Source organism: Patescibacteria group bacterium (genome assembly GCA_041662965.1).
Lineage (GTDB): Bacteria > Patescibacteriota > Patescibacteriia > Patescibacteriales > GWC2-42-12 > JACPHD01.
On record JBAZRI010000004.1, the window covers coordinates 59,580 to 79,850 of the forward strand.

Annotated in this window: 22 protein-coding genes and 1 tRNA gene; 5 read left to right on the top strand and 18 right to left on the bottom strand. The window is 38.5% G+C overall.

Going from position 1 to position 20,271, the window contains the following annotated elements:
* Nucleotides 1–16: 16 nt before the first annotated feature.
* The 3 genes from WC639_03190 to WC639_03200 are packed head-to-tail and all read right to left on the bottom strand — an operon-like array spanning nucleotide 17 to nucleotide 1,338.
* Nucleotides 17–706, bottom strand: coding sequence for a TIGR02391 family protein (locus WC639_03190; GenBank protein MFA6306783.1), 690 nt, complete (start codon nucleotides 704–706; stop codon nucleotides 17–19).
* A 26-nt stretch (nucleotides 707–732) separates the two neighbouring features.
* Nucleotides 733–948 carry a hypothetical protein gene (locus tag WC639_03195; GenBank protein MFA6306784.1) on the bottom strand — a complete coding sequence of 72 codons (216 nt, stop codon included), beginning with the start codon at nucleotides 946–948 and terminating at the stop codon, nucleotides 733–735.
* 18 nt (nucleotides 949–966) lie between these two features.
* Nucleotides 967–1,338 (bottom strand): hypothetical protein, encoded by a 372-nt coding sequence (locus WC639_03200; protein ID MFA6306785.1) that lies wholly within the window; start codon nucleotides 1,336–1,338, stop codon nucleotides 967–969.
* Between the two features lie 527 nt (nucleotides 1,339–1,865).
* Here WC639_03200 and WC639_03205 point away from each other — a divergent pair.
* Nucleotides 1,866–2,612 (top strand): site-specific DNA-methyltransferase, encoded by a 747-nt coding sequence (locus tag WC639_03205; GenBank protein MFA6306786.1) that lies wholly within the window; start codon nucleotides 1,866–1,868, stop codon nucleotides 2,610–2,612.
* Here the strand turns inward: WC639_03205 and WC639_03210 are convergent.
* From WC639_03210 to WC639_03220, 3 genes are all read right to left on the bottom strand, one after another.
* Nucleotides 2,609–3,526, bottom strand: a complete 918-nt coding sequence (locus tag WC639_03210) for a hypothetical protein (GenBank protein MFA6306787.1) — start codon at nucleotides 3,524–3,526, stop codon at nucleotides 2,609–2,611. The genes WC639_03205 and WC639_03210 overlap by 4 nt on opposite strands.
* Before the next feature lie 2 nt (nucleotides 3,527–3,528).
* Nucleotides 3,529–3,750 (bottom strand): helix-turn-helix transcriptional regulator, encoded by a 222-nt coding sequence (locus WC639_03215; GenBank protein MFA6306788.1) that lies wholly within the window; start codon nucleotides 3,748–3,750, stop codon nucleotides 3,529–3,531.
* Nucleotides 3,751–4,234: 484 nt separating this feature from the next.
* The gene (locus WC639_03220; GenBank protein MFA6306789.1) at nucleotides 4,235–4,666 is read right to left on the bottom strand and encodes a hypothetical protein; all 432 of its coding nucleotides are present in this window, start codon (nucleotides 4,664–4,666) and stop codon (nucleotides 4,235–4,237) included.
* 130 nt (nucleotides 4,667–4,796) lie between these two features.
* Between WC639_03220 and WC639_03225 the strand changes: the two genes are divergently transcribed.
* Nucleotides 4,797–6,281: a recombinase family protein gene (locus WC639_03225; protein ID MFA6306790.1), complete on the top strand. Its 1,485-nt coding sequence runs from the start codon at nucleotides 4,797–4,799 to the stop codon at nucleotides 6,279–6,281.
* A gap of 325 nt (nucleotides 6,282–6,606) precedes the next feature.
* On the opposite strand, the gene WC639_03230 is transcribed toward WC639_03225, so the two are convergent.
* The 8 genes from WC639_03230 to WC639_03265 all read right to left on the bottom strand — a co-directional run bounded on the left by WC639_03230 (nucleotide 6,607) and on the right by WC639_03265 (nucleotide 13,227).
* Complete coding sequence (locus WC639_03230) at nucleotides 6,607–7,791, bottom strand: YibE/F family protein (GenBank protein ID MFA6306791.1); 1,185 nt, start codon at nucleotides 7,789–7,791, stop codon at nucleotides 6,607–6,609.
* Between the two features lie 9 nt (nucleotides 7,792–7,800).
* Nucleotides 7,801–8,208, bottom strand: coding sequence for a hypothetical protein (locus tag WC639_03235; protein ID MFA6306792.1), 408 nt, complete (start codon nucleotides 8,206–8,208; stop codon nucleotides 7,801–7,803).
* Nucleotides 8,209–8,212: 4 nt separating this feature from the next.
* A complete protein-coding gene (locus WC639_03240) occupies nucleotides 8,213–8,974 on the bottom strand; it encodes an Mrp/NBP35 family ATP-binding protein (GenBank protein MFA6306793.1) in 762 nt (253 codons plus the stop codon).
* A 3-nt stretch (nucleotides 8,975–8,977) separates the two neighbouring features.
* Complete coding sequence (locus WC639_03245) at nucleotides 8,978–9,718, bottom strand: ZIP family metal transporter (GenBank protein ID MFA6306794.1); 741 nt, start codon at nucleotides 9,716–9,718, stop codon at nucleotides 8,978–8,980.
* Nucleotides 9,719–9,724: 6 nt separating this feature from the next.
* The gene (locus WC639_03250; GenBank protein ID MFA6306795.1) at nucleotides 9,725–10,006 is read right to left on the bottom strand and encodes a DUF134 domain-containing protein; all 282 of its coding nucleotides are present in this window, start codon (nucleotides 10,004–10,006) and stop codon (nucleotides 9,725–9,727) included.
* 1 nt (nucleotide 10,007) lies between these two features.
* Nucleotides 10,008–10,553: an arginine decarboxylase, pyruvoyl-dependent gene (locus WC639_03255; GenBank protein ID MFA6306796.1), complete on the bottom strand. Its 546-nt coding sequence runs from the start codon at nucleotides 10,551–10,553 to the stop codon at nucleotides 10,008–10,010.
* A 118-nt stretch (nucleotides 10,554–10,671) separates the two neighbouring features.
* The gene (locus WC639_03260; GenBank protein MFA6306797.1) at nucleotides 10,672–10,908 is read right to left on the bottom strand and encodes a DUF5320 domain-containing protein; all 237 of its coding nucleotides are present in this window, start codon (nucleotides 10,906–10,908) and stop codon (nucleotides 10,672–10,674) included.
* A 2,247-nt stretch (nucleotides 10,909–13,155) separates the two neighbouring features.
* Nucleotides 13,156–13,227, bottom strand: a tRNA-Asn gene (locus tag WC639_03265).
* A gap of 299 nt (nucleotides 13,228–13,526) precedes the next feature.
* On the opposite strand from WC639_03265, the gene WC639_03270 reads away from it, so the two are divergent.
* Complete coding sequence (locus tag WC639_03270; GenBank protein ID MFA6306798.1) at nucleotides 13,527–14,729, top strand: hypothetical protein; 1,203 nt, start codon at nucleotides 13,527–13,529, stop codon at nucleotides 14,727–14,729.
* 62 nt (nucleotides 14,730–14,791) lie between these two features.
* Here the strand turns inward: WC639_03270 and WC639_03275 are convergent, their stop codons facing one another.
* The 3 genes from WC639_03275 to WC639_03285 form a co-directional block, all read right to left on the bottom strand.
* Nucleotides 14,792–16,054: a sigma-70 family RNA polymerase sigma factor gene (locus WC639_03275; protein MFA6306799.1), complete on the bottom strand. Its 1,263-nt coding sequence runs from the start codon at nucleotides 16,052–16,054 to the stop codon at nucleotides 14,792–14,794.
* Nucleotides 16,055–16,067: 13 nt separating this feature from the next.
* Complete coding sequence (gene dnaG, locus WC639_03280; protein ID MFA6306800.1) at nucleotides 16,068–17,984, bottom strand: DNA primase; 1,917 nt, start codon at nucleotides 17,982–17,984, stop codon at nucleotides 16,068–16,070.
* Nucleotides 17,985–18,136: 152 nt separating this feature from the next.
* Nucleotides 18,137–18,451, bottom strand: a complete 315-nt coding sequence (locus WC639_03285; GenBank protein MFA6306801.1) for a hypothetical protein — start codon at nucleotides 18,449–18,451, stop codon at nucleotides 18,137–18,139.
* 107 nt (nucleotides 18,452–18,558) lie between these two features.
* Here WC639_03285 and WC639_03290 point away from each other — a divergent pair, with 107 nt between their 5' ends.
* Together WC639_03290 and WC639_03295 are read left to right on the top strand one after the other, a co-directional pair.
* Entirely contained in the window at nucleotides 18,559–19,308 is a 750-nt protein-coding gene (locus WC639_03290) for a ZIP family metal transporter (protein MFA6306802.1), read from the top strand.
* 5 nt (nucleotides 19,309–19,313) lie between these two features.
* Entirely contained in the window at nucleotides 19,314–19,706 is a 393-nt protein-coding gene (locus tag WC639_03295) for a hypothetical protein (protein MFA6306803.1), read from the top strand.
* A gap of 261 nt (nucleotides 19,707–19,967) precedes the next feature.
* On the opposite strand, the gene WC639_03300 is transcribed toward WC639_03295, so the two are convergent.
* A complete protein-coding gene (locus WC639_03300) occupies nucleotides 19,968–20,150 on the bottom strand; it encodes a hypothetical protein (protein MFA6306804.1) in 183 nt (60 codons plus the stop codon).
* Nucleotides 20,151–20,271: the final 121 nt, after the last annotated feature.

Here is a 20,271-nt window from a genome sequence, read left to right on the forward strand (position 1 = left end):
TGTTATTAAATTTTATCTAGGAGCGACGAGTGGCATGTTCATCCAAAAGTCGCATTAGTAAACTAGCAAGGGATAAATATTCAATAGTTTTAAGTGGATCGCTTTGTATAAAGTTAAGATGGGCTTTTTTATCTCTCACACCAACAATACCTTTAAAGAGATTCATTAATCCTCGCTGTTCAGTTTTATCGAGACTAGTTTGTAAGTCATTAAATTTAATTTTCGGCGTTTGATTATCGCAACCAAAAATATGGTTCATTAAATCATCACCATCAAATTCTTTCCCGTTGCTATTTTTAGGATGACCGGCCTTTATTTTAACCTGATTTATCACCTCGACAAGTGCATTTTGAATTGCCTCTTTAAAGTATCCGTCTTCAAATTGATCAAAGGCAACTTTTTTCACCAACGGATGAAAGTCATATCGTATAAAAAGTTCTGTTCTCTGCCCGGGTATGGATGTTATAGGATGTTTCTGAATATACTTCCATTTGCCAGACTCTTTAACGCGAATCAAAAAATTACTGTTTTTAACTGCGCGCATCAACGCAACGCTAAGACTTGAAGATTTAAAATGATAACCTTTCGCAGCAAATCCACCAGAAATTTCAGAGAGCTCCCTGCTTGTAGAAAAAAATCCCTCTTGCCAAAGAGTCTTTAAAAGATTTGGTAAAGATATAAAATTTTTGCTTTTTTCTTTTTGCATAAGCTTTTTACTGTTCTCCATCCAAGTTAAATCTGGTATTTATATATCTTATCCTCTTTTTTCCGTTTAATTTTCTCTCTTCTCAATAAAAAAAGTAAATTCACTCGGACTTCCTCAAGCCTTATGTTATATCCAAACGCGTCTTTAAGTTCTTTCTTTATTTCTTCCGCGGTCCTTAGTCTTTTATCAACTATTCTCATAATTTTTTCGGCAACGCTTACTCTTTGTTTTTTCTTTTTCATAAAAAATAATATTAAATATTATTTCCCGTAGACCCATTTTCCGTCAACCTTTTTACGACCTAACAATTTTTTTTGAACTAGCCCTATAACCACACCAGACAAAGTGGTGGTGGGATAAAGATAGCCGATCCTTTCCAGGGCCTCTGCAATTTCCCCAAGCGTTTTTGGTTTAGCAAAAAAATCATCCTCTCGTAATTCAATGATAAGATCGGAAGCTGCGCGCCTTTTATTTTCGTCCTTTTTTTTCTTAGTTTCCTCGGATACCTTTGTTTTTATTTGTTGGACGGCAGACATTCTGTCATAATCAGAAAGTATTCTCGCCAACTCCTCCTTAGTCCCCTCTATTGTTATAACAGATCCTGTTTTTGACTTAATAACCGCTTTAGGCATATTTTTTTTAAAATTAGTTACTTATTGCTACTATCCTTATGGTATATTATTGTTATAACTTTGTCAAGCAGAAGACAGCTTTAGTTAATAACTCTAAATTTCCGTCATAGATAGGCCTAATTGATCATTGTGGATAAATATATGTTGTTAAAAATAAGGTATCATAGTATAATATATACATGCCTAACAACCAAACTTTCAAAGCCATTTATTTTTCTGACCATAAAGAAATAAACCCAAATGCAAAGGGGGTTGTATTAGCTTTTGGAGAAAGAAATAAAGATTTGTATCAGAATATAGCCGACCTGGGTAGTAATGAATTGCGCAATTTACTCGGCACCGATTCCTATATCGAACTTGAACAGCGGGCTCAACAAGAAGGACTGCCGGTAAATACATATTGCCTTTGGTATTTGCGAAAAAATATTAATGTAGAAAAAAAGACGGATGTTAAAACAAACAAAAGTTGCCGAAAAACAATACACGACTTAATAAATCAAGTAATTGAAGGGAATTGTTTAGAGGTGATGAAAAATTTTCCCGATAAATCAGTAGATATGATTTTATGCGATTTGCCTTACGGCACAACGCAAAATCATTGGGATAGTATTATCCCCCTTGATCAACTATGGGCACATTACGAACGCATAATTAAAGATAACGGCGTTATTGCGCTTACGGGGCAAGGTTTGTTTACCGCAAATCTTATGTTGTCTAATCCTAAATTATTTAAGTACAAAATAACTTGGGTTAAATCAAAGCCGACAAATTTTTTAAACGCAAAAAAACAGCCGCTACGTAAGCATGAGGATATTTGTATCTTTTACAAAAATCAACCTGCATATAACCCGCAGATGACTTACGGCGAGCCGTATAATAAAGGTTTTAGAAAAGATCAGTTGACCGGCAGTTATGGAGATTTTAAAACTGTTGAGGTTAAAAGTAATGGGGAAAGATACCCGACAGATGTTGTTTATTTCAAAACAGCCGAAAGTGAAGGAGAAGTCTATCACCCAACACAAAAACCGGTAGAACTTGGTCGCTACTTGGTTCGTACATTCACGAAAGAAGGTGATATTGTTTTGGATAATACTTGTGGCAGCGGGAGTTTTTTAGTCTCCGCTGTTTTAGAGGGTAGAAAATTTATTGGGATTGAGAAAAACGAAGAGGTCTATCTGTTCAAAAAGCACGAGGTAGATTATATTGATATTTGCAAACAACGTATCAAAGAAGCTGAACGAAAATATAAAATAGAATCTAATAAACTATTCTAAATTCCGCTATATGGCTCCTCTTGAAGAATTTGGCGCGCTTTTTCGATTTCAACATCGGTAACCGCGCCTTTTTCTTTTAGGTATTTTAATAAATGAAAATATTGGTTTGAATGTAAAATTGGTTTTACAATTTTTTCTAGCTTTGTATCATTTTTAACAAAGGTAAGATGTTTTTCAGTGAGAACACCACGACCGATAAGATCGTAAGTGATTCTCACCGCATCAACAGAGGTTAAATTAAGATCGCCTTTGTGTATTTTGTCTTTTTCTACATCTGCTGGCTCAATACTCAATAAATCTTCCACCTTCTCTAAACCATTCAAATTACGGTTATAGAGTTCGATTTCTTGCCCACGATATGTAAACCATGTTCGTCCTTGCTCTGTTAGTGAACCGCGTGGCAGATAAACGCCCTCATTAGAAACTCGCACTTTTGATACCCATCCGCATATATAAAGTATCCACTTTCTTTGTCGTTTAGTACCCGGAAGCACTCTATTGCTGGGAGTTTCTAAATGGGTCATTACATAAATATCTGCATCTAAATTCTCGTCATGAATTTGGCGAGCAAAAAAATTATGTTTTGCTTCTCTCGCAATTCCATCACTACTCTCATATTCTTCTTTAAAGGGAAGCGCGCCACCGCGACATTTCACATCAACTTTAACACCGGAAGGAAGTAAAAGGTCATACCCGAGAGGATGATTTTCTGGATTGATTTCTGGCATTCCTAGCTTATTGCGGATAACCATCTCGGCAAGTGCGCCGAATCCTTGCTCTTCAGAACTTCCTCGTTCTGCGCCAGTTCGGTTTCGATTGGCAGCAATATATTCCGCTGCTTTTTGTCTCAAGCTAAAACCCCAATCATCAGTGAGTTTTAAAACTATCGGCTTTGGATGGTAATATTTATACATAACTATTTTATGAAATAATTTAAATTTTTTTTATACAAACTCGCAAAGTGTTGTAATTCAATAATATCAATTCTCTGTTCTCCTTGTTCAACTTTTGAAATATAAGACTGTGGCTTTTTAATTTTTTCAGCCACTACCTCTTGAGTTAAGCCAGATTCTATTCTGGCTTTTTTTAACTTTTCAGCAATTAGCTTATATTCATTTAAATATATTGCCTTAGTCATACTAATATGATATATTCAAATTAAGAATATTCAAAATTAGAATAATTACAAAAGTCAAGGGGGTTAAGTCTACGAGAGTCGGATGTGCAAAAAAGAAAAGTTTGCTTTTGGCTTAAAATAAAGTTCGAGCCGATATTTTTTACAGGTTCTTTGGCAGTTTTTTAAAGCCGGGCTTTGCCCGCGGGTAAATTTTGCTTTTAAAAGCGGGGGCTGGGGGCGCTTTTAAAAGCTTGATATAAAATAGTTTAAAACCTTTTTTTGAATTCAATTCGAACTTCGGCGTAAAATCGGAGCCATGTCGCATATGCCTGCCTTCGGCAGGCAAGCGCCCACTCAAATTCAGCTAAAAATTCAAACTTTCCGCCTTGCCCGAGCGAAAGCGAGGAAAGCCAAAGACAAACTTTTCTTTTTTCTTTCCAAAACAAAAAGACCGTTTTGAACATAAAGTTCATGGTCGGTCTTTTACCATTTGATGATGCGGACATTAATTCGCCGCCGTTTCCTTCGCCCAGCCGTTGGTCAGCATGTATTCCCTTGCCTTTTTGGGATCGGTGAATACGTTCTTGGCGAGCGAAACAGCCTCTTTGCCTTCGGGCGTACTTTCATACAGCTTCTGGAACAGCGTTTTCTCATTGATCGTGAGCAGAAAACTTGTGAGCACGCTTTTGAAGCAAGCGATCATGAGCTCAAGCCTAACTGCCTGCGATTCGTTGAGATCGCCAACCTTGGCTATTTCCTCGGAAGCCCGGAAAAACTTCTGCATTGCGTCAAAAACGTTCTTTGTGGTGCTTGTGTGCCCGTTGTTAACGTCATTCTGAAGAATGCCCTTGCCTTCTTTCAAAAGCTCCATAAACACGGTTCCGCCAAGAGATTCGTCTTCTGCCAGCATAAGCGCCACTTTTTGAATATCCATCATATCCTCCTTTGCTCTTTAAAGTCTCTCGACTATTAGTTTGAAATGTTCAATTATATCGTATAAATATAGCACACTTTTACATAATTGTCAAGAAAAAACAGCTAATTACAGCTATAATTAGCTAAAATATATGAAATACATCCTCTACGCCCGCAAATCAACCGATGAAGACGACAAACAAATTTTATCCATTGAATCCCAAGTGGCAGAATTAAAAGAATTTGCCGCCAAAGAAAAACTTGAAATCGCCGCCTCGCTCTGCGAGGCAAAAACTGCCAAAGAACCTGGCCGAATGAAATTCGGCGAAATGCTGACTTTAATTGAGCAAGGCAAAGCTGATGGCATACTCTCATGGCATCCGGATCGCTTAGCCCGTAATCCGATTGATGGCGGTAGAATTATTTATATGGTTGATACGGGCAAAATAAAATCTCTCAAATTCCCCTCTTTTTGGTTTGAGGACACACCGCAAGGAAAGTTTATGCTTAACATCGCTTTTGGGCAAAGCAAATATTTTATAGATAACCTTTCAGAAAACGTAAAACGAGGCTTAAGGCAGAAGCTAAGAAACGGCGTTTATCCTGGTTGGGCGCCGCTTGGCTATCTAAACGACTACAAAAACCATAATATAGTTATCCACACCGAAAAGCATAAACTTATAAAAAGGATTTTTGAGCTCTACTCTGCCGGCGAATATACCTTGAAAAATTTAGCCGATAAATTTAATAATCTGGGGCTAACAAGCCACAACGGCAAAAAAGTAAGTCCGGGCATGATGTTGTTCATTTTAAAAAATCCTTTTTATTACGGCGTATTTAAATATAACGGCGAACTGCACGAAGGCAAGCACGAGCCAATTATAACTAAGAAACTTTTTGACCAAGCGCAGGAAATGCTTAAAAAAAGAGGCCGGCACCATGAAAAGAAAATACACAATTATATTTTTACCGATTTTATGAAGTGCGGGACTTGCGGCTGTGCGATTACGGCCGAAAAGCACAAAGGCCATATTTATTATCGCTGTACCAAGAAAAAGGGTGTTTGCGCTGAAAAATATATTAGAGAAAAACTATTAACCGACCAGCTTAAAAATATAATGCAAAAAGTTTCTTTGCCTGATGATTGGGCTGATAATATGCTCAATGAATTAAATAAAGAGAAAGCGACATCAGCCCAATCATCTATCGCCCTGGTTAATTCTTTAAATTTGGAAATTAAAGCGATTGAGAATAAACTTGATAATTTGCTTGATTATCATCTTGAGGGCGTAATTGATAAAAATGACTATTTAAGAAAGAAGGAGGAGCTAATCAACAAAAAGGTCGGCCTTGAGGAAAAAATCAAAAGAATTAACGATCAGGGCGATAATTGGCTCGAACCCATGAGAGATTTTATTTTGCGTTCAAGGTTAGCAAAAAAGACCGCCGACGAAGGCGATCTTTCCCAATTCAAAGCATTTCTAAAAAATATCGGCTCGAACTTTATTTTGCAAGGCGGAAAGTTTGAATTTTTAGCTGAATTTGAGTGGGCGCTTGCCTGCCGAAGGCAGGCATATGCGACATGGCTCCCCAAAAAAAATTTCAGCGAACTTTTACCCTCGCCTTGCCGAATTTAATCCACAAAGCAAGGACTTGCCTGCCAAAGGCACGGCGCAAGCGAAAAGGAATTTAAAACAAAAAATTTAAAAGCGACAATCGGGGGCAAAGCCCACGCACCCCCAAAAAAGCGGGCGGGCAAAAAGGAAGGGGTTTAAGGGGAGGGAATTTTTGCCCGCCCGCTTGCCCGTCCGAAGCCGAAAGGCGTAGGAGGGCTTTTCCGCCCCGCCGTATTTTTTCGTATTCGCTTAATGCGAATACGCCGCCAATCAAAAAAATATGTTTACCTCGCCAACCTGCGCGTGCACAACATAATTATTACCTTTGTATAAATTTAAACATTTTTTATCTTTTTATCTTTAACCAATAAGCCCCAAGCAAGGTAGCAATCGGCATTGACATAGCTACGCCGATACTACCGACCAATGTTCTGACGATTTCAGTGGCGATAATTTCATTATTGATTACTTGGCTATAAGACAAAAATGGTTCTTGGTGAATTATAAACAAAAGCAATAATGGCAAGGAAACGCCAGCATAAGTTAAAAATAAAGTATTGACCATTGTTCCCAGATGAGTATTACCCACCTTAAAAGCGGCTTTAAACACCTGGCTACTATCCATTTGCGGATTGGCTTCTTTAATTTGTTTTACCACCTCAATTTGGCTAACAATAACATCATCTAAAACACCGATGGCACCGATCAGCATGCCGGCTAATAATAAACCCTGAAAATTAATTGCATTCTTAGTTAAACCGATTAAATAAACTGTTTCATCTTGAGTCATGCCCGACAATCTGGTTAATTTTGTAAATAACACCGAGAAGATTAATGTAATAAATAAAGATATAAGGACACTCAATACTGATAAATGTGATTTCTGCTTCCAGCCTTCGGTTAAATAAATCATTATAGTCAAGATAAAAAAGGCGCCGATAAGGCCAATATACAACGGGTTGCTTCCGTCTAATATTTTTGGCAGAATGAATTTAATGATAATAAAAAAACTAATAACTAAGCCTAGCAATGATTTTATCCCTTTCTTCCTGCCAATTAAAATAATTATCGCGCAAAAAATGACTCCCAATAAATACAAATATCCTCGCCTAATAAAATCGGTAATATAATATTTTTCTTTGCCCTCAATGTCTGTAGATTTCTGCACCAGGACTTTATCGCCCACTTTATATATTCCGGCGCTGGCTACTTCAATATCGGAAATTCCTTCAAATTTTATTTCTTTATCTTTCCATTTTCCGTTTAAGCCTTTTAATAATAAATTCTGCTGGGTCGCTTTAGAGCCATCTTCCCGGTTAATTTCTTTTTGGTCTAAAATTTTTATTACTTTCGCTTCAAAAGTTTCTTCAGTGCTTGACAGTGGCGTGTCTTGTTCCGGCGGCATGGTTTCTTCTAAAATATTTTCTTCGTTATAATTTTCTGTTTCGTTGTTTTGAGCATAAGAAAAATTAGGAGTAAAAAAAACCACGCTAAATAAAATTATCAAGTACAGAAAAAAATATTTTTTCATAATTAAAACTTAGTCATCTAAACACATTGATTTTTTTGAGATTGTCCCCATAATTATTTGTTTAACACAGCCGGTTGGAAAATTATTTGCATAACATGTTCCGACTATATTATTTATAGGTTTATTGGCAAGTGTTGTTTTTTGTTCTTCGGTTAATACTGGCGGAAAACACACTCCGCTTTCGCATTGAGCTCCATCAGTACATATTTCACCAGCCTTTTTATCAGATAAAAGACAATTCTTTTGATTATCAGACCATTCCCCGCCAGCACTTTCGCAAAATTGTTTATTTTTTTGCGGATGATGTTCAGGCAATGATGAATAATAAAAACCTAAAGCAATTCCCAATAAAATAACGGCTGCGAAGATTACAAAGATAATTATTATCTTTTTATTCGCGTATCTTAAAACTTTCATATTTTTATTTCTTAGTTAATATTTTATTAGCGATTGATATTAAACTTTTGGTTATATTAGAATTATTATCCATAGCGAAAGGCTTGCCATTATCGCCGGAAATTACGATTTCCGAATCTATCGGGATAGCTCCTAAAAATGGTATTTTATACTGCTTAGCAATTTTTGATCCGCCACCTTTTTTAAATAAATTTATTGTCTTGCCGCAATGCGGACATTCCAGGCCGCTCATATTTTCAATTATACCATGAATTTTAAGTTTTAATTCTTTAGCAAAATTTATCGCTTTTTTTGAATCCAACAGTGATACATCTTGCGGAGTAGTAACTATAACCGCTCCGGACTTGGGCAATAGTTGAGCGATTGAAAGCGGTTCGTCGCCTGTGCCTGGCGGAGAATCAACTATCAGCCAGTCTAAATTTCCCCAGGTTACATCTTTAACAAATCTCTCAATAATTTTCATCTTAGCCGGGCCTCGCCAAATAATCGGGGCGTCTAATCTTGAAATGAAATAAGCCATTGAAACCAATGATAAATTTTTACTTATTTCTACTGGCAAAATTAGATTTTGGCCATAAGGAAAAACTGCCTTATCCTGCGCTCCAAGCATTAAGGCTAAGCTCGGGCCGTGGATATCGGCATCAAGCAAGCCAACTTTTAAACCTTTTTTCGCAAAAGTAATAGCTAAGTTAACAGCTACCGTTGATTTGCCCACGCCACCTTTGCCGGAAAAAACCAGCAAAGTATTTTTTATTTTATTTTCCATAAATTAATGATCTAAAAATTTAACTATAAACATTAACAATATTCCTAAAATAAATATTACATATGTTGCGGCTGATTTTTTTACATCTTTTTCGCCTCTTATTTCCGGAATGAGGTCGGAGGCGGCAATGTAGACGAATCCGCCGGCGGCAATCGGTAAAATATATGGCAAAAAACCATCCAAGGACGAAAAGAAAAAATAACCGACAACGCCTCCTAGTATAACTGTTAAAGCTACTAAATAATTCACTATCAAGGCTAACCTATATTTAAAACCGGCATGTATTAAAACTCCGAAGTCGCCCATTTCCTGCGGAATTTCATGCGCCGCTATTGCCAAGGTTGTTGCCAATCCTAAATGTATATTAACCATAAAAGCGCCGGCAATAATCAATCCATCAATAAAATTATGAATACTGTCGCCCACTAAATTCATATAACCGAACGAATGTATCGGGCAGTCTTCTTTATGGCAATGCCGCCAAAAAAGTAATTTCTCAATCAGGAAAAAACCGGCAAAGGAAATTAAAAAAATTATAAATAATAAATTTATATCAATTTTTTCTGCCGCTTCCGGCATTAAATGCAAAAAAGCACCGCCCATCAGTGTGCCGGCAGAAAAGGCTACTAAAAATTTTACAATCTTACCTAGAAACTCTTTTTTAAAAAACATAAACAGGACGGCGACCCAAACACATAGGGTAATAAGAAAAGTAGAAAATACTATCGCTAAGAATGTAGGCATAATTTTTTATTTTTTCTTAATTATTTTTATTGCCTTGCCGTTAACCAGAGCATCGGCGATTTTTTTATACGCTGAATAAAGTATCCTTTGATAGGTGCTTTGAGAAGTATGCATTTTTTCGGCCGCCTCTTGCTGTTCCATGTCGTTAATATGGCGCAAACGGTAGGCTTCCATTTCTTCAGTGGTAAGTTCTACAATTTCAAGCTCCCTCATAGGCACGCCTTGAGGTTTGAAATAAGTTATATTCGGATTAAAACTAATTTTTCTGCAAAGTCTTGGTCTAGACATATTATTTTTCAATAAAAACTGCTACCGCAATTGCAGTAGTCCAAAGGCCTGTTTTATTTCCTTCCGCAGATTGGGTTATATTAGTTGTTTTAAAAATATAACCGGAGGCTTTATATACTTGCTCTCTTTCTTCCCATGCGGTATTAGAATTAAATTCAATTCCCATGGTTGTGGCCAACATTGTTGCCGCCAAATCTTCCGCATATTCTCCGGTTTTTTCTCTTTTTTCTCCAAAAGCATGATGCTCTGAAAGATAGCCATATTGTTTACCATCTTTAGGAATAGCTAGCCCGATAGACGCTGAGGTTAACCTGTTTGGTTCGTTACTTTCATTTCTCGCCATAACACAATAAGTTATTTCCCCCGGATTTAATAGTTTAATACCCTCGTCCTTTGATATCATTTTACAATTTGGAGGAAAAATAGAGGAAACACAAACTAAATTGCATTTTTCAATTCCAGCATTTCTCAAAGCCAATTCAAAACTTGCTAATTTATCCTTATGCACACCGACACCTTTTGTTAAAAAAACTTTTTTGGGAATCATATATTTTCTAAATCACTATTTGCTTAATATTGAATAAATTTAATAACAATGCTATTATTTTGTTGAAAGAAGGCCACCCGGCCCCTTTTTACAAAGAGGCCGGTTCCCGCGCCTTCTTTTATTTTTGCTGGTCTTTTAAGGCTGTTTTTTCTTTTTTTACAGCTACTAATTCTTCTTCAAGTATTTTTTCTTCGTCTTCCAAAGCTGCTAGTTCATTTTTAGGAGAAATAAATCTCCTAAAACCGAAACCCCCACGGCAACCACGACCTAGTCTCATACCGCCCCCGCAAGGGCCTAGACCTCGGCCAGTTCCAGCGCCTTGTCCCATTGGACCAGTCCCATTTAATTTTGGCATAATTTTTTTCACCTCCCTTCTTAATTTTAATAGATAACTCGACCTTTGCCCGCTATCTATTATGAATATACACCCATAACATTTTATTGTCAATATTTTAAAAATTTAATAAAACAATCATAGAAGTTTAGGCGGCGCGCTGGCGAATAGCCAGCACGAAAAAATACGGCGGGGCGGAAAAGCCCTCCTACGCCTTTCGGCTTCGGACGGGCAAGCGGGCGGGCAAAAATTCCCTCCCCTTAAACCCCTTCCTTTTTGCCCGCCCGCTTTTTTGGGGGTGCGTGGGCTTTGCCCCCGATTGTCGCTTTTAAATTTTTTGTTTTAAATTCCTTTTCGCTTGCGCCGTGCCTTTGGCAGGCAAGTCCTTGCTTTGTGGATTAAATTCGGCAAGGCGAGGGTAAAAGTTCGCTGAAATTTTTTTTGGGGAGCATTGCTTAATGGAACGAACTCATCTCCAGTATTCCGCCTTAAGGCAGAAAAATTTTTAGACAGGTTTAAAGCCCCGCCCCGCACTTCGGGGGCGGGGCTTTGCATTTGAAGCGAATTAAAAAGATTTTTCCCTAAAACAAAAGAAATTTTAATGCTTTCGGGCGAATAGGTTATTTTTTGTTTTGAGGGCGGTATCAATTTTTTCTTTTTCTTTTTTTCAAATATTTGGTATAATAGGAGCGAACCCAATCCATACGCTCCGCGATTTTTTATTATAACTTAATTGTTGTAATACCAAAGGGGCAACTCCTGTCAATTTCGCGAAAGCGGGATTGGGTTCGCAGGGTTGCCCCTTTGGTTTTAAAAATATGAATTATAAAAATTGCGCGATTTATACCAGAGTTTCAACCGACAATCAAGCGGAAAAAGAGTTTTCGTCTTGCGAGGCCCAAGAGCAAAAAATGAAGTCGTTTATCGCCAGCCAAGATAACTGGCAAATTTTTAAAGTTTATACTGACGCTGGCTATTCAGGGGCAACCATTGAAAGGCCGGCGTTACAGGAGTTGCTTGCGGATTTAAAAAAAGAAAAAATTGATATTGTTTTTGTGTATAAAATTGACCGGCTCACCCGTTCGCCCAAGGATTTCTACCAATTGATCGAATTTTTTGAGCAAGCAAAAATTGATTTTATTTCTATTACTGAAAGATTTGATACTTCAACGCCAGCGGGCAGATTACTCCGCAACATTATGCTTACTTTTTCTCAATTTGAAAGAGAGCTAACCAGCGAGCGAACAAAAGACAAGATGCTGGAGCGGGCTAAAAAAGGCATGTGCAATGGCGGAAATACGCCTTACGGATACGCGAGGGAAAACAAAAAACTTATCCCCTGCCCGAAAGATGCCGAAGAAATAAAATCAATTTTTGAAAACTATCTTGAAACCGGCTCATTGTCAAAAGTGTACAAAATGGCAATAGAAAAAGGAATCAAGAATAAGCGGGGCAAAAATTTCTCTAAAACCACTATCTTTTCTATATTAAGAAATGTCGTTTATATCGGAAAAATAAAATATAACGACGCAATTTATCAAGGCACGCATGAACCGATAATCTCGGAAGAAATTTTTGCCCTTGCTCAAAAAATACACAAAAACAAAAGGAAAAATTTTAGAGTATACAAAAATTTTCTTTTCGGCGGCTTAATAAAATGCGAAAAGTGCGGCTCTAAAATGACCTCTTATTTTACAAACAAAAGAACGAATGGAAAACTGACAAGATATTATTACTATCGCTGTACTTCTACTTTAGGGCACGACTGGCAAGCTTGTTCGGTAAAACAAGTATCCGCCGAAAGATTGGAAAATTTTTGTATTGAAAATTTAGAGCGAATTTCCGTTGACAGCGATTATATTGAAAATCTTGTTTTTCGGCTAAACCACGACCTGCAAATAACCTCGCCTATTTCGCAAGACGAGGCTTCACGGACGGGGCACGAGGCCGAATACGAACTAACGCCAGCATGCTCTAAATTTTCGCAATTTTCGTCAGAGAAAATTGCTCACACTCTAAAATTTTTCCTTTCCGCCCTCAAAACTAAGACGGGAGTCGAAAGAAATCTTTTAGCTAAAAGATTTCTTGAAAAAATAACCTATTCGCCCGAAAGCATTAAAATTTCTTTTGTTTTAGGGAAAAATCTTTTTAATTCGCTTCAAATGCAAAGCCCCGCCCCCGAAGTGCGGGGCGGGGCTTTAAACCTGTCTAAAAATTTTTCTGCCTTAAGGCGGAATACTGGAGATGAGTTCGTTCCATTAAGCAATGCTCCCGGGGTCGGATTCGGACCGACGACCAACTCGTTAACAGCGAGCTGCGCTACCGCTGCGCTACCCGGGAATAGTAGTATTCTATTATTTATACTAAAAAAGTAAATTCAGTAAAGACTAAATTTTCCGAGCTCGTCCTCCGAAGCCCTGTCTGCCGGCAGGCAGATTTAGCGAAGGAGGGCTACCCGGGAATATTTTAATTAATCATTAAACTAAAACCTGCCTTGCGGCAGTGTTTTTATAATAAATTATTTTGATAAATTAGTCAATATTAAATTTTTTGCTAACATTGACAAAATACGGATAATTAGGTAATATTTACTGCTAGAACATTAAAAACTATCAATATGCTAAATTCGCGGAGGGAATATGAAGAAAAATATAAATTGGAGGGTTGAGCGGGTATGTACGGAGAATGGCGCGGTGAAAGAAGTGGTTTTTTTAATAAACGAAATTTCACGCGTTGGAATCAAATTAGGTCCGGAAGGAGGGCTTAAAAAGAAAATCTGGGGGAATAAAGAATTTTTTTCTTCTAAAAAATTCCCTTGGAAGGAAATCAATCTAGAAGCTAGAAAAAGGCTGGGTGTAAAAAATTGCTTGCCGCGCCCGCGAAAAACATCTCTTTTTTGCGAGGAAACAGCGCGTCTGAAACTGGAAGCGGAAAAATTTAATAAAGAGATAGAAGCGGAAGCGGCTTTGGCGAAATACAAAAATAGAAAACTGAAATATACCGCCGCTTGCCAAAAAATTTTAAAGGACAGCCTGAAAATTAAGATGGTTAGTTTAAGAGGTTTTCCTCCGGCTCAACGCCTGAATTTGATTCTCTTAAATTGCTTTGGCATAATGGCGCTGGAAGAAGGATGGCTGGGTTTGTCGCGCTGGTTTAAATTAGGAGAAAAATTCAAAATAAGACGGCAAAAAACACCGGACTTATATTCTGCAATCAGGATGCAGGAACATATTTTGAAAAAATACAAATATAAAAATCAGGGAGAAATTTCCAAATTGCACTCCATTAAAAAAATAATTTTGGACTGCAATGAACTTTTGTTAAAATGGAAAACAGCCAAACCGCAAAACAAATCGGCAATTAAACGGAAACTGATTACCTCTATTTTAAGCTTGAAATATTGCCGCAATGAATTTAAGCAGGTTATTAAGGATCAACTTTCCCTGATATTGCCTTGGCGCGATAAAACCGGACGCATCAACCCGGGCGCCTTAGCCGCCAGAACAATTACCGGCTTAAATGAACTGCATTTAAGGCTTAAAGAGATTGAAATAATAGAGCCATACATTGCTCTGCGCCACGAACTGCTGATTTATTTAGAACAGTGGCAAAAAGAGCTTGTTATGGAAGCGACGAAATTAATTAAACAAAAAAGAATCAAATTGGCGGTCAAAATTTTAAGTATAGCCGTAATCTCGCCGTATCGGGAGCAGGCCGAACAGGCAAAATTCTGGCTAGAGAACTGCTTGCTTGAAAAAACTTGTGATCATCCGAGGCGATATTTGGCTACCGCGATTGAAATTTTACAAGATGACCTTAGCCCCGAAGCTAAAATCCGTTAAACAATCTAAATAACAAAAGCCTCCAGAAAAATTGGAGGCTTCTTTTTTTAAATATAATAATCTTAATAATCCCTTAGCTTTTTAATCCCCGAGTGCTTTTGGATGCGCTCTAAGGCTTTGGCTTCAATCTGCCTGATGCGTTCGCGCGTAACATCAAACTCACGGCCGACTTCTTCTAAAGTATGGGCTACCCCGTCAACCAAGCCAAAGCGCATTTCCAATATTTTCTGCTCCCGAGGCGTTAATTCAATGATAACTTCCTTAACATAATCTTTTAGCAATTGCAAAGCCGCCGCCCGCTCCGGCGTTACGTTTTTCACGTCTTCAATAAAATCTTCCAAAGTTGAGTCTTCGTCGTCGTCGCCGATGGAAGTCTCTAAAGATATCGTGTCTTGGGATATTTTTATGACATGCCTTACTTTATCAATATCTTCGCCCATCTCGGCCGCGATTTCTTCTGGCAATGGTTCGCGGCCCAAATCCTGGATTAACTGGCGCTGGACTTGCTGGAATTTATTAATGGTTTCAACCATATGCACCGGAATTCTGATGGTGCGCGATTGATCGGCTAAAGCGCGGGTAATCGCCTGTCTGATCCACCAGGTGGCGTAAGTTGAAAATTTATAGCCGCGGCGGTATTCAAATTTTTCCACGGCGCGGAACAGGCCGATATTCCCCTCTTGGATTAAATCCAATAAGCTTAAGCTTTTGGAGCCGGTGAATTTCTTGGCGATAGAAACCACCAGGCGCAAATTGGCTTCAATAATTTTTTTCTCGGCTTCTTTATCGCCTTTTTCTTTGCGTTTGGCCAATTCAATTTCTTCTTCGCCGGATAAAAGCGGCACCTTGCCGATTTCTCTTAGATACATCTGGATGGAATCGGCGCTTAACTCGGAAATATCAAACTTTTTCTTTTCGGTAAAACCGATGATTTGCCCTGATTTATTTTTAACGTCATCACCCGCGCCTAAAAATCCGCCCGTATCTTCAATTATCTGGATGCCGTTTTTTTGCAAAGCCTCTAAAGTCAATTCATAATCATAAATATATTCTTCAATCTCGGGAAAAACATACAAGAGTTCCGTTTCCGTAAGAAAGCCGCGCGAACGGCCTTTAACAATCACATTTTTAATCTGCTCCTCGGTCGGCTTGATTATAATATGCTCCGCTTTCTCCCGGCTCGGCTTCTTGCCTTTGGGTTTTTTATAAATTTTTTTATAATTTATTTTTTTCGCCTGGGAATTTTTAGGCCCGAGCTTTATTTTCGGCCGCTGAATCTTTTTCCTTTTAGCCTGGCTTTTATTTTTTTTATTGTGTTTCGCCATATTTAAAAAAATTTTATTTTATCTCTATTAAATTTATTTCCTCGGTTAAGGCTTTAAATTCCTCCATTAAATCTTTTAATTTTTCATTTTTCTCTTGGCCGCTGATATTTTCTTTTTCGAGTGGCGCGATTAATTTGGCGATTTCATGGCGCCGGTTATTTAAATAATTAACCCTTAACGTAGCCATAATATTTATTATCTCGGCCTTAATCTGCTCTTCGCTATAATCGTAAAAATCTTTATCAGCTAAAAGAACCAGCCTGTCTAATAAGCTCAAACACTTATAACTATCAGGCTGGCTATCGGTTTTTTCTTCGCCGGCTTGAGTAAAATTGTCCGGGTTGCTTAACCATTCTTTCAGGCTAAGATAATTTATCGCCAATTCAAAATTTCCCCCTTCACGAGTCCATAAATCTATGAGCTTATTATAATAAATAATTATATTTTTGTAAAGGAGTTGATTGGCTTCGCCGGCTAAATCATCCGGTCCGATATGATTAATTACATACTCTAAATGCGCGGGAAATCTTATGGCTAAAGCTAAGAGCAATTCCGAAAGCATTTGCTCCCGGCTGGGCTTTAATTGGCTTAATTCTGCCGCCTCGCGGGCTAAAGGCTTGGCTGAAGAATTAGCTTGATTTTGTTTTTTAATAATTTCTCCGAGTTTTTCCCTTAAAGAATTTTCATTGGCATTAATCTCTTGGCTTAATTTTTTAAGCCAAAAATCCTGCTCGGTTTTTGAGCCGAATTTGGCGATGACCGGCAAAATTATTTTTTCCGCCTGGCTTTGGCCTTCATAATCTTTTAAATTCAGCTTGGCGAAAGTCTTGTCAAAATAATATTGCATCATGGGCTTGGCGTTTAGAACCGCCTGCCGCCAGCTTTCCGGATTATTTTTAATGCACTCGTCCGGGTCTTTGGCGTCTTTAATCTCAATAACTTTTATGTTCATTTCCGCCTGCATAGCTTGGGCGATGCCGCGTTCAGCCGCTAAATCACCGGCTTTATCCATGTCAAAAGACAAAAATAAATTATTGGAATAACGCTTGATTAAATTAACCTGCTCGGCCGTTAAAGCCGTACCGGAAGTCGCGATCACATTCTTAAAGCCATTTTGCTCGGCCATAATCGCGTCCATCTGGCCTTCAACCAAAACGGCCGCGTCCTCGGACTTTACGGCCATTTTAGCCTTATCTAGGCCGAATAAAATTTTTGACTTGTCGTAAATCATAGTCGCCGGCGTATTAATATATTTTCCCATTTTTTCTTCCGCCTCTTTCTCCGGCCTGACCCGCGCGGTAAAACCGGCCACGTTGCCGTTAATGTCATGAATAGGAAACATAATCCGGCCGCGGAAGCGATCGTAGAATCCCGGAGTCTTTTCTTTCTTAACGCTTAAGCCGGCTAAAAAAATCTCGTTTTCGCCAAAGCCCCGGCTTTTTAAAAAATTAGTCAGGCTGTCCCAGGTATCCGGACTGTAGCCGATTTGCCATTTTTCAATTGTTTCATCGGTTATGGCCCGCTCGCGCAAATATTTACGCGCGGTTTCGGCCGCCGGACTGCCGGTTAAAACTTTATGATAATACTTGGCGGATAATTCTAAAATATCTAATAGCGCGTTTCTTTTTGAAGTCAGCGCCGGATCGGCTCTTTTTAAAACTACGCCGGCCTTTTTGGCGAGCAAGCGCAAAGTTTCCACGAAGCTTAAACTTTCAATTTCCATGACAAAAGAAAAAACGTCGCCGCCTTTGCCGCAGCCGAAGCAATGCCAAATCTGCTTCTCCGGGCTGACCATGAACGACGGGGTTTTTTCCCGATGAAACGGACAATTGGCGCGAAAATTCAAACCAGCCGCTTTAAGCTGGATATATTCGCGGATAACGTCAACAATATCTAATTTTGATTTTATTTCATCGGAAGGATTGGGCATAACATTTTTATGGCAATTGATTGGGCTAAATTTGTAAAATTTTCGTGCGAGGACTGTTTGAGCCCCGCTTGAACGGGGCGAGTTCCGCAGTAGAAAATTTTATAAATTTAGCCCAATCTTCATATATTTTATATTTTTACGTTTTCCAAATTTTAAAATTTAAAAATACTGTTGGTGCAGCCTTTTATTCTGGCCATTTCCTGCTCAACAAGTTCTCCGTCATACTCGGCGTTATGCGCGTGCGCGCCCTCGTAGCTGGCTTGCTTTTGGTCAAGATGCAAATTTAAAATCACCTGATTGTTTTGCTCTTCCAAATACAAATGAAACCTGGGGTAAAAACCGCGGTTAAGCCGGCGCACATAGCTTTCCTGCCCGGTATGCCGATCCATTAAATAAGCGTAGCCGGCCTGCCTTAATAAATTTTCCGGCGCCTGATCTAAAGTATTTTTATCTAATATTAGCTTCATAATTTTTGATTATAATCTATCTTAATGATTTTATCATAATTCAAAAATTTGATTAGGTCAAAGGGGGTAAATTGTGGTAAAATAAAAATAATAACCATTCAAAAAATATGGCGCAAATTTACTTATATTCTTTAGTGAGCGTAACTCTGGTTTCTTTAATTTCTCTGATTGGCGTTCTAACCTTGGCTATATCCGGAGAAAAATTAAACCGTCTAATAATGCTTTTAGTTAGCTTATCGGCCGGCACGCTTTTAGGCGACAGCTTCCTGCACTTAATACCGGAAATGGCTGAAAAAAACCAAACCGGCTTAGCGGTCTGGCTCTGGCTCTTAACCGGCATTTTAACTTTTTTTATTTTGGAAAAAATTATCCATTGGCGCCATTGCCACGTGGAAACAAATTTAAACCATCCTCATCCGGTCGGTTTAATGAATCTTGTCGGCGACGGCCTGCATAATTTTATTGACGGTATGATTATCGCCGGCTCATTTTTAGTCAGCGTAAAACTCGGCCTGGCCACGACTTTAGCTGTTATCGCCCATGAAATACCCCAAGAAATCGGCGACTTCGGCATTTTGCTTCACGCCGGCTATAGCCGGGCTAAGGCTCTTTTCTTAAATTTCGCTTCGGCTATTACCGCTATTTTTGGCGTTTTGCTAACTCTAGCCATCGGCGTCCAAGCGTCCAATTTTACTTCTTTTATTATTCCTTTTACGGCCGGCGGTTTTATTTATATCGCCACCGCCGATTTAATCCCGGAATTAAAAAAAGATACGGCGCCCGGCAAATCATTGTCCCAGCTTTTACTGATCATTATCGGCATGGCTATCATGCTGGCTTTAAAAAAAATTAGTTGATAATTATGCCAAAATTAAACAGCTCTGTTTATAGAATTTTAATTTTTATCGTCGGCGTTATAGCTACAATCGCCTACCGCGCAGTTATAGTTCTAAATTATTACAGCCAGTTATGGGTGGAAATATCCTGGTATGTCGGCACTGTCGGTTTTATTTGGTATTTCGCCCACCGCTTTAACATAGAAAATCGCCGCGACAAGCTTATTAGAAAACTTCAGCTGATTGAAAAAACCCGGGCCGGCCGGCCGTTTAGCTCCGAAGATAAAACCGCTTTGCTTTATATTTTAAAAAGCCTGGACACTAGCCTGGCTAAATGGAATTATATAGCTATTTTCATTTTCTCTTTTTTAGCCATCGCTTACGCGCTTTACGCTGATTTATCAGCCATGCTTAAATAATCAAACTAACTTAAAAAAGAGCGATAATATCTGCTCTTTTTATTTTCTGCGGTGTCTATTAGACAAAGTTCGAAACTATTTCGAGCAAAATCCAAATGATTAAAACTACTAATGCGGACGAGGCATGGCGAAATAATTTGTCTGGAGGAATGGATTCGCCCTGCCTCGGCTGATTTCCCGCCCGCAGGAGGGGTCCGAGGAGGAATGCGGAAGGGTTTCGGACTGGTGACTTTCAGATATTTGACGACTCTTAAAGTTATCTTAATAGTTTACCTTTATTAAATCCTTTATCTGCTGTTCGTTTAAATTTTTAATGTTATCAATTTTGTCTTTTTCTTCACCCATTGAGCGTCCAAGAAAATAAGAGAACACATCTTTTTTCTGCTGTAGTTCTAAACCTGGATGGGAATCAGTAAATTGTTTATAAAGAGTTGCTATTGGCATGCACCCCGAAATTCGGACACGATATTCCACATAAAGCGGTAATGGTTTAAAATAAAGAGGATAGAATTAATAAACTAAAAGCCTGCCAAAAATATGGCCAAAAAGATAAGCCAGGAGATTA

Coding starts and splice junctions, on each gene's coding strand:
- WC639_03190 (MFA6306783.1), bottom strand. CDS start 706: ATGCAAAAAGAAAAAAGCAAAAATTTTATATCTTTACCAAATCTTTTA.
- WC639_03195 (MFA6306784.1), bottom strand. CDS start 948: ATGAAAAAGAAAAAACAAAGAGTAAGCGTTGCCGAAAAAATTATGAGA.
- WC639_03200 (MFA6306785.1), bottom strand. CDS start 1,338: ATGCCTAAAGCGGTTATTAAGTCAAAAACAGGATCTGTTATAACAATA.
- WC639_03205 (MFA6306786.1), top strand. CDS start 1,866: ATGAAAAATTTTCCCGATAAATCAGTAGATATGATTTTATGCGATTTG.
- WC639_03210 (MFA6306787.1), bottom strand. CDS start 3,526: ATGTATAAATATTACCATCCAAAGCCGATAGTTTTAAAACTCACTGAT.
- WC639_03215 (MFA6306788.1), bottom strand. CDS start 3,750: ATGACTAAGGCAATATATTTAAATGAATATAAGCTAATTGCTGAAAAG.
- WC639_03220 (MFA6306789.1), bottom strand. CDS start 4,666: ATGATGGATATTCAAAAAGTGGCGCTTATGCTGGCAGAAGACGAATCT.
- WC639_03225 (MFA6306790.1), top strand. CDS start 4,797: ATGAAATACATCCTCTACGCCCGCAAATCAACCGATGAAGACGACAAA.
- WC639_03230 (MFA6306791.1), bottom strand. CDS start 7,791: ATGAAAAAATATTTTTTTCTGTACTTGATAATTTTATTTAGCGTGGTT.
- WC639_03235 (MFA6306792.1), bottom strand. CDS start 8,208: ATGAAAGTTTTAAGATACGCGAATAAAAAGATAATAATTATCTTTGTA.
- WC639_03240 (MFA6306793.1), bottom strand. CDS start 8,974: ATGGAAAATAAAATAAAAAATACTTTGCTGGTTTTTTCCGGCAAAGGT.
- WC639_03245 (MFA6306794.1), bottom strand. CDS start 9,718: ATGCCTACATTCTTAGCGATAGTATTTTCTACTTTTCTTATTACCCTA.
- WC639_03250 (MFA6306795.1), bottom strand. CDS start 10,006: ATGTCTAGACCAAGACTTTGCAGAAAAATTAGTTTTAATCCGAATATA.
- WC639_03255 (MFA6306796.1), bottom strand. CDS start 10,553: ATGATTCCCAAAAAAGTTTTTTTAACAAAAGGTGTCGGTGTGCATAAG.
- WC639_03260 (MFA6306797.1), bottom strand. CDS start 10,908: ATGCCAAAATTAAATGGGACTGGTCCAATGGGACAAGGCGCTGGAACT.
- WC639_03270 (MFA6306798.1), top strand. CDS start 13,527: ATGAAGAAAAATATAAATTGGAGGGTTGAGCGGGTATGTACGGAGAAT.
- WC639_03275 (MFA6306799.1), bottom strand. CDS start 16,054: ATGGCGAAACACAATAAAAAAAATAAAAGCCAGGCTAAAAGGAAAAAG.
- dnaG (MFA6306800.1), bottom strand. CDS start 17,984: ATGCCCAATCCTTCCGATGAAATAAAATCAAAATTAGATATTGTTGAC.
- WC639_03285 (MFA6306801.1), bottom strand. CDS start 18,451: ATGAAGCTAATATTAGATAAAAATACTTTAGATCAGGCGCCGGAAAAT.
- WC639_03290 (MFA6306802.1), top strand. CDS start 18,559: ATGGCGCAAATTTACTTATATTCTTTAGTGAGCGTAACTCTGGTTTCT.
- WC639_03295 (MFA6306803.1), top strand. CDS start 19,314: ATGCCAAAATTAAACAGCTCTGTTTATAGAATTTTAATTTTTATCGTC.
- WC639_03300 (MFA6306804.1), bottom strand. CDS start 20,150: ATGCCAATAGCAACTCTTTATAAACAATTTACTGATTCCCATCCAGGT.